The organism is Marinobacter sp. F3R11 (genome assembly GCF_003318275.1).
GTDB lineage: Bacteria > Pseudomonadota > Gammaproteobacteria > Pseudomonadales > Oleiphilaceae > Marinobacter.
The window spans coordinates 64,740-77,521 of record NZ_QOCH01000004.1; the positions used below are offsets into that span (position 1 = coordinate 64,740).

At 55.1% G+C, this 12,782-nt stretch carries 9 protein-coding genes; 1 reads left to right on the forward strand and 8 read right to left on the reverse strand.

Going from position 1 to position 12,782, the window contains the following annotated elements; genetic code table 11:
• Window positions 1-242 precede the first annotated feature (242 nt).
• The 4 genes from DS878_RS02465 to DS878_RS02480 are packed head-to-tail and all read right to left on the reverse strand — an operon-like array spanning window position 243 to window position 3,980.
• The gene (locus DS878_RS02465; protein ID WP_113814372.1) at window positions 243-1,442 is read right to left on the reverse strand and encodes an NnrS family protein; all 1,200 of its coding nucleotides are present in this window, start codon (window positions 1,440-1,442) and stop codon (window positions 243-245) included.
• Window positions 1,439-2,464, reverse strand: a complete 1,026-nt coding sequence (locus tag DS878_RS02470) for an ABC transporter substrate-binding protein (RefSeq protein WP_113814373.1) — start codon at window positions 2,462-2,464, stop codon at window positions 1,439-1,441. The genes DS878_RS02465 and DS878_RS02470 overlap by 4 nt, the downstream gene beginning before the upstream one ends.
• Entirely contained in the window at window positions 2,461-3,231 is a 771-nt protein-coding gene (locus tag DS878_RS02475) for an ABC transporter ATP-binding protein (protein ID WP_222837420.1), read from the reverse strand. The genes DS878_RS02470 and DS878_RS02475 overlap by 4 nt, the downstream gene beginning before the upstream one ends.
• Complete coding sequence (locus tag DS878_RS02480; protein WP_113814374.1) at window positions 3,198-3,980, reverse strand: ABC transporter permease; 783 nt, start codon at window positions 3,978-3,980, stop codon at window positions 3,198-3,200. Before DS878_RS02480 ends, DS878_RS02475 begins: the two co-directional genes overlap by 34 nt.
• 153 nt (window positions 3,981-4,133) lie before the next feature.
• On the opposite strand from DS878_RS02480, the gene DS878_RS02485 reads away from it, so the two are divergent.
• A complete protein-coding gene (locus DS878_RS02485) occupies window positions 4,134-6,200 on the forward strand; it encodes a TonB-dependent receptor plug domain-containing protein (protein WP_113814375.1) in 2,067 nt (688 codons plus the stop codon).
• An 8-nt stretch (window positions 6,201-6,208) separates the two neighbouring features.
• Here the strand turns inward: DS878_RS02485 and DS878_RS02490 are convergent, their stop codons facing one another.
• The 4 genes from DS878_RS02490 to DS878_RS02505 are packed head-to-tail and all read right to left on the reverse strand — an operon-like array spanning window position 6,209 to window position 12,683.
• Window positions 6,209-7,078, reverse strand: a complete 870-nt coding sequence (locus DS878_RS02490; RefSeq protein ID WP_113814376.1) for a hypothetical protein — start codon at window positions 7,076-7,078, stop codon at window positions 6,209-6,211.
• Window positions 7,068-8,312, reverse strand: coding sequence for a hypothetical protein (locus DS878_RS02495; RefSeq protein ID WP_113814377.1), 1,245 nt, complete (start codon window positions 8,310-8,312; stop codon window positions 7,068-7,070). Before DS878_RS02495 ends, DS878_RS02490 begins: the two co-directional genes overlap by 11 nt.
• Window positions 8,312-8,947, reverse strand: a complete 636-nt coding sequence (locus tag DS878_RS02500; RefSeq protein ID WP_113814378.1) for a condensin complex protein MksE — start codon at window positions 8,945-8,947, stop codon at window positions 8,312-8,314. Before DS878_RS02500 ends, DS878_RS02495 begins: the two co-directional genes overlap by 1 nt.
• Window positions 8,940-12,683 carry an ATP-binding protein gene (locus DS878_RS02505; protein ID WP_187298716.1) on the reverse strand — a complete coding sequence of 1,248 codons (3,744 nt, stop codon included), beginning with the start codon at window positions 12,681-12,683 and terminating at the stop codon, window positions 8,940-8,942. The genes DS878_RS02500 and DS878_RS02505 overlap by 8 nt, the downstream gene beginning before the upstream one ends.
• Window positions 12,684-12,782 lie beyond the last annotated feature (99 nt).

Consider the following 12,782-nt stretch of genomic DNA (forward strand, 5'->3'; position numbering starts at 1 on the left):
TCGATGTGAATCTCGTCATCCCTCCAGTTAAAAAATCGTCAATATTCCGTCAGAAAATCGTAATAAAACCCTTAAACTGACGTTAGTTGCTGATTATTCAGGCAATTTTTTGCCTGACCATTATTGCGGGGGATGCCACGGGGGGAGAGGACCACTACCAATGTCTGGTATGGGGTTGTATTCATACACAAAAAAGGTTTCGCCACAAATCAGAACCAAGGGAGCATAACCGGGACTTCCCTTCAGCCCGGTTGCCCATCGGCCCGGGCATTAACCAGAAAACCGGCGTAACCAGCCAGGTACAGACCGAACCCGACAAACCAGAACAGAAATGGCAAGCCGACGCCCGCCAACAGATACATTTCAGGCCACCAGACAGGAACCAGAGTTCGCAGCAATGCAGTGAAGACAACCATAAACAATGCCGGCCATATTATTCCGGGCAGCAAAAGGGCGCGGCCGGTGTGCCTCAGGCCAGCGATACAGAATACTGCAAGAATGGCCGTACCTACCGCCCCGACTGAAAGCGCATGGCGGCCGGCATAACCCGGCAAGCCATCCACCAAAGCGCTGACACCTACCAGAACAAGGCCTGCCACCATCCAGCAGTATGCGGTCGTCAATAACAGCAGGTACAGCCTTCCCATTGCCTTTCCCCACGGCCATTCACTTAACCTGTCGGCCTGAGCTGCAGCAGCCGCTAACGCAACCCATCCCGTAACAGGGTGGCCCGGGGCCAGCATATCCGCCACCACATAGGCAATAAGCGCAGTAATCGCCAGATATTCACGGGCCGGCGTTAACCGGAGAGGCGCAGCTTGTCCGGTTTCTTTTGTCGCAGCCATCGCCACCACCCGCACAATACGCGACGCGGTAAGCGCAATGAGAACAAGCAGGATGTTAACGGCAGTATTCAGGAGAACCAGGGGCGGTAACACCAGGCCGGGCCAAAGCCAGCCCAGGTAGAACACCCCCTGAACCAGTACAAACGCCAGCAACACCAGACCAATACTCAGGTGACGACGTCCTCCCTCAGACAACAACGCAGGCAGTGCCCAGAAGATCAAAGAGAGTGGAAAGGCAAAGTTCACAGCTGCAACCAAAACCTCCGGCAAACTAGCCGACATCCAGAATCCAAGCCGGCCCAGCAACCAGAGAACAACCAGAGCCGCCAGCGTTTTACCCTTGATCGGCTGCACGCTGGCCCATGAAGGAATCGAGGTCAACAGAAAGCCGGCCAGGGCAGCAGTCGCAAACCCGAAAAGCATTTCATGTCCATGCCATTCAAGAGGCGTCATCGCCATGGGCAAAGTGAATTGCTGTAGCAGCGAGCCCACCCATGGAATCAAAGCAATCGGTGCATAGGCAGCAGCCAATAAAAAAAACGGGCGGAACCCATAGGCAAGCCAGGGACTCTGGAAAACCGAATGAAAAGACTTCATCCCTGGCCTCCAGACTCAGCAGAAGGATCTGGCAGATAAAAATCACTGTCTGGCAACTTGCCGCCGATAAACCCGCTGGAAAGTTCCGTCAGCGCCGTGAAGAAAGACTCGAGCTGCTTCCGGGACTCCATTCCCGAGGCCATGCGAATACGTGTACGGGGTATTGCCCCTTCAAAGACGCTCGTGGACAGCGGGGAATGCTGGCTGCCTGTTACAGCTGCTTCCCGGGGCATTGCAACGACCCAGTCCACTGCACGACGGATGGCACCCTGCAACACTGCAACCTGTTCCGGATACCGATCCAGAAGCTCCCGACGACACACAACACCAGCTTGCGGCAGCCCGGGCTTTTCGCCTGTCAGGCGTGCCCATTCTTCCTGCATATCCAGCTCAGCAGGCACCTGACCAAACTGAGCCGCCTGCAATCGTGTAGCTGTACGCATCGGCTCCGGTAAAACTGCCACATCCAGACGCCGTGCCACAAACATCTGCACGGTCTCGAAGGGGCTGGAATGATAGGACACTTTCAGATCCCGCCCTATCTGGAGGCCGGCTTTACCGAGAAGATAGCGGAATACCAGGTCGGGCATATCGCCGCGCCACGGGACTCCGACGTGACGGCCGGCCAGATCATCAACAGACTGCAGCCTGCCCCTCTCCGTCAATCCCAGCATACCGAGGGTGCCCCACACATTTACATTCATCAGTACAAGGGGGACCCCACGGTTATACAGGTTCGCGGCCACATTAGTGGGCGTTGCGGCAAGCATCACTTCGGCTCTCGCCAGCCATGCCCTGAGCTGGTCGGGGTCCTTCCAGGCTTTCAGGTCGCGCTCCGGAATGCGCCCCTGCACCGCTGGATCCTCAAGCGCTCTGGTCAGGATGACCTGTGGGAGACCATAAGGTGTTGCCGCACCCAGCTTTGTGGATGACTGCGCCATGGCCCGGTGGATTGGCAGTGCCGATAGCACTGCAGAGCTGGCCGCCAGCTTAAGGAAATCCCGACGGTGTATCCTGTTCATGCCATCTCCAGTTGTGGATTGTACAAAAAACTCTCATTCACTAAAGGCAGCCGTAACAAATGTGCGGCAGCCTCGTAAAGCCAGGCCTGAGTCCGGTCCGCAAAAGGCTCGTCAACCCGGTGTTCATAAACCACCCGGCCCGGAGAGCCTGAGATAACAATGACGCGATGAGCCAGCCGCAAGGCTTCTGTCAGATCGTGAGTTACCATCAGGCTGGAAATCCCGCGCTCAACCACGAGATGCTGCACGAGCTCCTGAGCTTCATTGCGCAGCCCGACATCCAGCGCACTGAAAGGCTCATCAAGCAACAGAAAATCCGCTCCTATCGCCAAGGCTCTGGCCAGAGCAACACGCTGCTGCATACCTCCGGAGAGTTCATGGGGGAACAACGCATACTTGTCGGCAAGGCCAACCGAATCCGCGAGTTCCCGGGCCTTGATCTGGCGCTCTTTGCGCGGAACGCCCCGGGCCTTCAGGCCCAGTGCGATGTTATCCAGCATGCGTCGCCAGGGCAGCAGACGAGGCTCCTGAAATACTGCAGCCGTGCACGAAAAGTTGTTTTTCACCGATCCGACGGAAGCTTCAACAAGCCCGGCTGCGAGCCGCAACAGACTGGTTTTTCCGCAACCTGAAGGGCCCACAAGGCAGACTGATTCGCCGGGCTGAACCTGCAAATCCACAGCCTGTAGAATTTGATTCGGGCCAAGAACCAGAGAGACATTGTTAAGACTCATCATGATTTTGCCTGCACCGCCCCCTTTCGCCATGGTTCCATCCTTTTTTGCAGTGGCCTTAAAAACCCGTGCTCTGCAATCAGCAAAAGCACAACCACCACCATAATCCAGCCCATGGCGCCGGCTGTATCCAGATTGACCCGCGCCATTGCCAGGCCCGCTCCCACACCCTCTTCTGTTGCAAACAGTTCCGCCATCACTGTGACTTTCCAGGCAACACCCAGAGCTGTAATCAGTGCCGGGAACACGTAAGACACTATGTGAGGCAGATAAAAGTCCCAGAGCCGCATCCAGCCGGGCACACAATAGACATCACCCATCTCCTGCAGACGTTTATCGAGAGTCCGGGCCCCTATCTGGGCGCCGGCAAAGGTAACCGGCAGGGTTGTTGCGGCAACGGTATAGATAGCAGCCATGGAGCCGCTGCCAAACCAGAGAATAGCCAGCACAATCCAGGCGATAGGAGGAATGCCCAGCAGCACGGTGGATACCGGCTCCAGTGCCCGCCCAAGGGTGTGAGACAAGCCGGCCATCAAGCCTAGTATCAACCCCGTAAACGCCGCTATGGCGAACCCGGCCATAGCTCGCCATGTTGTCGCCCAGATAGCGCCCCAGAGCTCACCCTCCTGCCAGAATCCGTGTATAGAGGCCAGTGCATCCCTGGGCCCGGGCAACAGGAAGTTGCCATAGTGCAGGCTGCCCCACTCCCACATAGCCACAAACAGCAATATGCCGGTAAGGCTGCCACCCCAACCCAGGCTCGCTTTGATCAGTCGACTCATAATTCCATGCTCATCTAACGAGGGAACAGAATAACCGTTACTTTCCCGGGGACTCTTGACAATTCTCAAACGATATTCATTCGCGTTTGTATTAGTATTGATAACCAATATCATTCAAGCACAAACTTTCCCTACATTTCGTCCGGAGCACCTATGAAACCCAGCCGCCTGAGCCTGGCTATTTTTTCATTATCAACAACCGCCGCCTTACCACTGACCGCCTACGCCCAACAAACACAATTGGATGAACTGGTTGTGACAGCCAAAGGCTACGAAGCAGATACCCTGGAAACGGCCAGCACAACAGAAAAACTAAACTCCAGTGACGCTGCTGCATCAAAAACTGCGGGGGACCTGTTCAAAGGCAAACCGGGCCTTGCTGTTCAGGGTGATGGTGGCGGCTGGGGTGGCAACCCTGTCATACGCGGCCTGAAGAAGGAGAGTGTTGTCGTGCTGGTAGATGGTGTTCGGCTCAACTCCGCCCAACCTCAGGGCGCTATAGCCTCCCTGGCAGCCATGAGCCTGCTGGACAGTGTAGAAGTTGTGAAAGGCCCGGGGTCTGTACTGCATGGAACCGGTGCATTGGGCGGAGCGGTCAACTTGCGCACACCAGAACCCGGCTTTACAGAGACACCAGAAACCCACGGCCGTTTCTCTGCCAGCACAGGGACTGCAGACAGCAGCCTGGCCGGGGGCGCTCTGCTTCAACTTTCCAGCAAGGATCACAGCCTGGTTCTGGGAGCTGCAGCCAAAGATGTGGATGACTATGAAACTCCGGATGGAGATGTGTTGAACAGTGGTTACCGATCAGAATCCATGCTTGTAAAATACGCCTATCGCCTGACGGACACTCAGAAGCTGACCCTGAATCTGCAGAATCACGAAGATAGTGAAGTCTGGTACCCTGGCTCGGCAAAATCCGGCCCTGGAGGAAATGGCACACTGACCATTCACTCACCGAAACAGACCAGAACCCTCGCGGAACTCGGCTACGAAGCCGCGATCGCATCCGGAACATTGGAAGCCAGTATTTACCGCCAGGAGGTAGAGCGTGAGATACGAGCCTACTGGGATTTCAGGGATCGCAACCAGGTGTGGAATGACGTCAGCTTCGACACTGACGGGGCCAAAGCCCAGTACAGACTGCCGGTTGCAGGCATTCACCTGTTGACGGTGGGCCTGGAAGCCTGGGAAATGACTGCCGACCCGGAACGGTTTACTTATAGCCCGGCGACATCTGACACCGTGGTTTCCAATTCTCCTTTCGGGGACGGGGAAATACAAAGTCAGGGTGTTTTTGTGCAAGATGACATTGCTACCGGCAACTGGAATATCCAGATTGGAGCCCGGTATGACAAGGTTACCGGTGATGCCAGTGTTGTGGGCAATGGCACGAGCGCCATTACAACTGGCCTGAAAAACACCAACGAGACACTGTCCTGGTCCACAGGCGCCATCTACAACCTGAGCCCTATGGTGAATCCCTATGTTTCTTTAGGCACAGCCTACCGTGCTGCGGATATGCGCGAACGCTTTGAGGATGCATCGCGGGGCGATGGTTACTTCCACCAGGGTAACCCACAACTGGATCCGGAAAAATCCACCAGCGCGGAAATCGGAGTCAAAGGGCGCGGTCGCCTGGGTGAATACCAGATCGCAGCTTTTTATACCCGGATCGACGACTACATTGCTGGCCGGGTAACAGGAACCAACAACCCCAGCAACAACCTGCCAATCAAGCAAACAGAAAACCTGGACGAGGTCACGATCTACGGTGCAGAAGCCGGGTTCGTCATGCCTATGGAGGCGCTCAACGCCAGCGCCCCTGCCATTGATCTTGATGGCAGCCTTACCTGGCTTCGCGGCGAAAACAAACAGGATGACGAGCCGCTCTACCAGATGCCCGCACCCGAACTGACCCTTGGCCTTGGTCAGCAGTCACGCCCTGGCTTCAACTGGCATAGCCAGGTTCGTGCAGTGGCTGAACAGAACAGAACGGCAGACATATTCTCCAACAATACAGAGAGCAGCACACCAGGCTATGCAACCATCGATATATCACTGGGGTGGGACTTCGGCTCAACCGGTAATCTGAGCAACCTGAAAGTTACCCTGGAGGGAAACAACCTGCTGGATAAGCGGTACAGGGAGCACCTCACTGAAGGTGAAATCCTGTCGCCCGGCAGAGGCCTTGTGGCGAGGCTTGAAGGTAGCTTCTGAGCCCGAAGCTAATCCGGCGTTATACCCATTTTCTCACACTCAATGGGTAACGCCGCCAATTGCACATGTCGCAGGACCATGTGCTCCTGCATCAGCGCAAGCTCTTCACTCGCCATGTGCTGAGCAATCGCAAGGAGCTCACCGCTGGCCCGGCTTTTCAGTCGTTTCAGGGCCAGCGCCTGATTGCGGTGGGTCTTTGGTTGGTTAAACGGTGTATGCCTGCCGAACTCTCGCCAGACCCGAGGCACCAGAGTACTCCCTCGACCCTGATCAAGTGCAATGACCTGTCCCGCCGGGTCGAAATCGTAGAACCAGGCCAGCCTGTCTGCAGGCTGAGCCCTGGTAATTTCCGCTACGGCGCGGGCATTCTCCCGGTGACCACGGTACAGAATCACTGAACTCTTCCAGGACTCAGGTAGTCTAATGTCTGCCCAACAGGGCATCACGCCGCCGTTCTCAACGATCACCAGCTTACTGGATTTAAGGTAATCAGTATCCAGGCATTCCGGTTGCACGCTGAGCACACTGCCCTGAGGCGTTTTCACATCAGCGCCACTGACTCTCACCTTCGTGCTGCCTGCAGTCGCAAGTACAAGCAAGTGGCCAAAGACCGAATCTCTGCTGAGCTTTTCACTGGCGTTCTGGCGGGCCATAACCATGCGACCACCGGCACGGGAATCATATTGCGGATCCACACCATGTTCTGCCCGTATATAGTCCCGCAATCGCTGTTTATCATCGGGCGTAAAATGAATTTCCCGGCCAATGACCTGCCCTACCCCGTTTTCGGCGCAGATCTGTTCCCACAGCTTATTACGCTGAACCTTCGATTTGCCCGCTTTAAGCATGCGCTCTATGGCCGTAATCTCAGCCGGCATGGTTATGCCTCAAGGTGAGGTCAGAAACCATGACATTGTCCGGATAGATCCGATGCGGGATCTGGTGGTAGATCACTTCAATATGGCGCTGATCTCCATCCGGCAGGGATTCTATTTCAGACACAATGGCTTGCAGCCAGTCAGCTTTGTCGATCCCCAGACCGGTACCGGCAAGTGCCTCGGAAGCCAGGATAGCCCGGTCGCCAAGCGTTCCGTCGACCACCAGCTGAATCAACTCTTCAATAGCTTCTTCTACCGGGTCGTCTTCTTCTGTTTCAGTTTCACCTGCCACGTCGAAGTTGACGGTGTCTACGCCATCCGGAACGGGCCTGTCCTCAATGTCAGCAGGAACCGTCCGGGCTTTGGCCGCTATCTCTATCAGCTCAAAATCATCAGCAGAATCGTATATATCCCCGAAGCCACGTATCTGGAAAGAAGCCACTGTATTCAGAGATTCCGGAACCTGCCGCAAGTCCAGGTGATCAATAGACGGTTCAAACCCTCGGTTATTAATAAAGTGTGCTTCAAAGGCACCGACCATCCGGCTCAACCGCTGGTCTTCACGCATACGAACCAGCATTTTACGCAGCTGGTTAAGTGCATAGGAAAGGTTCTTCTGGGAAGACTCCAGAGTGGCCGGCAGGTGGCGTAACAAGAGCCGCTTCAGAAAAGCGTCCGACCCCGCCTGCTCCGCCAGCTCCCGGATACGAAAACTCTCGAACAGAGTAATCAGGCGGCCAGCCCGCTCAATAACCCGTTCATTTTCACGGATACGCAGATGCAAATCCGTAATGTAGGCAAACCCGGTATTGATATAGGTGGCAAAAGCCTCGGTAGCGTTGCGGATATCTTCGATCACATCCGCCAGACACTCTTTGATTTCGCCTTCAAGCCGGTCAATGTCAGTCAGGGCGGACCGCTTCTTGGCCTCTTTATATTCCTGGAACAACTCACTCAGTTGCTGCCACAGGATGTGCACCTGGGCGCTGGCGTAGCGTCGCCTCTCAGATTCCGTTATGTGATCGAGAAACTGCACCAGAACTTTTTTCAGCTGAAGATCTTCAGATTCCCCAATGCGCCACACCAGCCGATGATGCTCCAGGGTTTCAATCAGCCCCAGATTGTCATCGGAATCCGGAATGCGGTTTCCGTTACACAGGTGCGCCTCCAGAATCGCCTCGCCATACTTTGCCAGGGCGCGGAGCGTGCTGTGAGCGTCTTGAGCGCGAGCCATCAGTGAAGCCTCATCTGCTCGGAATCCGCATCTTCAGAAGACCGGATGCCTTCATGGGCCTGAATGAATGTCATGGCATCATACAGCCAGCTCCATCTGCCAGTGGCCCGGAACAGGCTGCCTGTGGTGCCCACAGGTTTCAGGTAGCCCATTTTCTCCAGGCTGGAGAGTACCGCGCGAATCTGGCCGGCTGAATCTGCGCGTTTGGTGTGAAACACCTTTTTCTCTGCCAGCGACCTCAGCTTTGATTCCAGTGCCGGAGCTGCTGCAATGCGCTCCAGTATGGCGCCTTCAGACAGCTTGTCGCCGGGCAATACCGGGCGATCATTTGCTCCCAGCATCATCACAAGCCGCAGGAACTGCACGAAGGCCTCAAGATTATTGGCAACATCCCGGAACTGATGACGGATCGCTTCCCTGGTTTCTGCATCTGAGGTATCCAGATATGCGCACACAAACGCATCGCGGGCGCTGGTCTGCCGAAGCGTTCGGTTAATCTGACCCAAAAAGCGATTCACCGCATCCTGGTTACCCGGCAAGAGCAGATAGTTGTATAGCTCATCGTCACTGACTTCACAGATCACCCGCTCCTGAAGCAGGGCTGTCACAGTGCGTTCAAATAACGGACTACTCATGGTCTGGCACCTCTTCTGCTTCTGCTATTGCGAGGGAAGGCTGACTGCCATGGCTCACACTGGCGAAGGTCCCTGCATGCTTCCCCTGATTCGCTGAGGTTTCGTAGGTATGAATCCGGCCCTGTTTCAGCGAAATCTTGTTTTCGAAGAACTTGCGCAGACTTCTGTCCAGCTTCGGACATGCAGAAATCATGGTCAGATTATTCGCTTCCAGCATATCGGCCAGATGAGAAATATTGTTGGGGCTGAGTGTTGCCAGTTCATCAATGGGCCAGGTAATACGGGTATTCAGATCAGGGCACAGGTAGCGTGTCAGGCCCATGAACACGGTCATGATCGCCAGATACGTCAGGCCGGTTGAGCTGGCAGACAGGAAGTCAGCATCCGTACGGATTACCACCTGCCGGTCGTTTTCTTTCATTTCCAGACGCATGTCGATCATCGACTCGACACTTTCTTTTACTTTGGCGTCGCTCAGGGTATCTGTAACCAGTTTAAACCGCCTCAGAATCGCATCGTTCGGCAGAGATCGACGATTCATCTGAATCCATGTTTGCCACTGCTCCACAAATTCCTTCAAAGGCTGCCAGGTTTCGTCTTCATAGACACGAGGCTCCAGCACCACCTGAATATCACTCAGGCTCTCGATCTGCTGATCCGTATTGATCTTGCGTTTCAGCAAACCCGAAACTGCTTTCACCTCACGCGCCATTACTTCCAGGCTGTCGAAATACTTAACCAGGCTGCCTGCCTCGGACACAAACTGATCAATCAGCGCATCACGTAGCTGAGGTATATCGGTATCCAGCAACTCACGCAGATCCGGAACCCGCGCCAGCTTGAAGCTTTCCTCGTGCTCCAGCACCTCACCGGTCATCTGGCTCCGCCGGTAGGCAGACAGCTTCTGCCAGGCCTGCTGGATCTGGGTATTGTCATACCGGTTCAGGATGGATGTGGCCTGATCAAAGGTGCCAACCACCTCTTTACGCAACTGCTCCAGCTTCTGATAAGCACCCTGAAGCTCCTGCGTGAGATCAGCAATATTGCCCGGAAAGCCTTCAGCGAGAGTCTCACCCGGGAAGTGCTTAAGCACACCTTCGGCGGCCTCCATCTGATCCCGAAGCGTTTTGACAGCATTCTGGTGCTCGGCAATTGATACCTTCAGCCTGCGGTCCTGTTCCTTCCAGGTTCGCTCGGCTTCATTCCGTTCACGGAGCACTGCCTCGCGCTTTGCATTGGCCTGGTTGGCTTGCTCCGTAAGCGTTTCAACTTTGCTCCATTCCTGTTCACGCCATTTCCGGTATCCGCGTACAAGGTCCTCAGACGCGATAATTTTTTCGACTGTCCCGGTGAGTTTAGCCAGGGCCTCCCTGGCCTCTTTAACTACTTCCGGATCAATACCCTCTTCAGACAGGCGCTGATCGTATATCTGGCGCTTTTTCCTGAGGCGCGCTTTATATTCAGAATCTGCCGAGGCTATGAGTTCATTCTGCTTGTCAACGCTGGACTGAAGCTCCGACTCCTGCTCCGCCCAGTGAGCCCGTATATCCAGAATCTGCTGATGAAAACTGGTTTCAACGTCCCGGATACCCTCTCCGGTCTGCTCATCGAAAGCCTTCAGCTTGCGCTGAACTTCCTCAAGATCCTTGCTGATTGTTGCGACTCGGGCAGCCTGCGCTTCCTTCACTCGCAGGCGCACATTGGCAAGCCTGTCCTGGGCGTTATTGCGAGTGCGTTCAACCAGCGAGAACTCTGTTTCCAGCCGTTCGGCAATTTCAGCACGTTCTTTATAGGCAGCATGCCGGCGCTGGGCCTCACGCTCGGTTTCTGCCCGCAGTTTAATTGCCTCCTGCCGTTCGGTGTCGATGCTTCGACTGCGCTCCTGCAGAGCCTCCTCGGACGCGGCAAAATCCGGCACCGGCAAGGCATCCAGCGCGAGCTGCCACCCCATCAATGCTGTTTCACTGGCGTCCGGATCACGGGTTGGTGCCAGATCCTTTCTGTGCAGCAACGACGGATTAACCACCTTTGCCAGACGGCTGCCCCACTCCGGGTCCTGGCTACGTAGCTGCGACAACCAGGTTCCATTTTCAGGGGCGATCTGTTTTTGCAGCTCGTTAAATCTGTCTTCCAGCTCCTGGACTTTTACATCCATGTGCTGAACCTGTTCCTGAGCTGCTTTCCAGTCTCTATCTGCCTGATCCCGCTTACGCCCGGCTTCCAGACGATTTTCGTGCACCTGAGCGAGCTGTTCGGAAGCTTCCTCGGAAGCCTGCTCTGCGGAAGCGATTTCCTGTTGTTCCGCCCCGGTCTGCCCCGGATTATCCCTGAGCGCCGATAAACGGGCCTGTTCGCTGGTCAGCTCCGAGCGTTCGAGCGACCGGGTATCTTTGTATTCAGATACAGCTGTCACTTTGTCTGCTTTGACCGAGTTCAGCTTCAGTTCATAAGCGTGCTTCGCAGAGGTCAGTGCAGCTTCAGCTTCCCTCAGGCGCTGCTGACGCTGAGCCTGCTGTTTCTCATGTTCGCGCTGGATACGTTGCTTCTCGAGGTCGAATTCACCCTCGATGGCGGAGGCCTTACCGGTGAGGTTGTCGTAATCAGCCTGTGCCGTCGCCAGCCGCTGCCGGTAGTCCGCGAGGTTGTCAAAACGCTGGGCCAGATCGGGCAGATCATCTGCCTCATACTTTTCGTTCTGCCGGTGCAGGGCCGCAACCTGCCTGTCCAACGACTCAAAATCAGCGTTGTGATCGGTAATCTGGCGAGCAAGCTGGCGATCCGCTTCTTCAAATGCCGATCGTTGATCGGTTCTCTCTGTTTCAAGTCGCTCTTTTTGCTGACTCAACTCCCCCGCTTTTTCCCGGGCTTCCTCAAGAGTTACAAACAAATTAGCGACCGTTTTATCGGCCTGTTCAAGTATCGCCCGGCGCTCTGCGTCTTTTCTCAGGCAGGTGCGGATTTTTTCTTCCTCACCCGCAAAGGCGGAAAGGCTCTGTATATCCGCAATCAGATCCTTGCGGTCAATGGCCCGGGGCCTTGCATGCTGGTGGATATTCTCGAACTGCGTCTCGCAGATCATGGTCTTGAAGCTGCTCAGAAGCCGATGCTTGTTCAGCACCACATGGGTGAGCCGTTCAATATTGGTCATCTGGGTATCGCTGTCACCCAGGCCGAACTCTGCAGCCAGTGCGCGAAGGGCCCGGGCGTCCGCAGGTAAACGCTTCAGAAGTTTCTGATTACGCTGAATGATTGCCCGGTAATTGGTAATGGTATCGATCATCTTCGAGACAGTTGTGCCTCTCTGGCGCAGAGCAGCAAACACATCGTCTGCACTGGCCCCACCCTGAAGAAGCTCTTTGATTTCTGCTGCAAAGAAAGTTTCTTCGGCGGACCCGGCCACAAAGCGATAACAGGGCTTACCCTGAGCATGACGATACATTACCGCGCAATAAAGCCCTGTATGTCGCCGGTACTCGAAAATAATGAGGCTTTGAAAAGTGGGCAGATAATAGTCCAGAAAGGACAGTTTACCCGATGCCTTGGTGACTATCCGTTCCGGCTCTTCACCAAAGAAAGCCGGAACAAGAGCCAGAACAGACGTTTTGCCGGCCCCGTTCACACCACCAAGGTGCGTTCGTTCGCGGCAATCGATTTTGATGGTTCGTCCCTTCACTTGCTTGAAGGAGTGGTGCAGGACGATGCTTTCCAATCCGTAGCTTACAGTCTCGCCAGACAAACTGATTTCCCCGTAACGGCAGGTCGTTCTTGAAACCTGCAGTATACAGTGAATAGTTCACGGACAAAGCCGTGAGCCTGGCGGACTGTTCAGCAAATG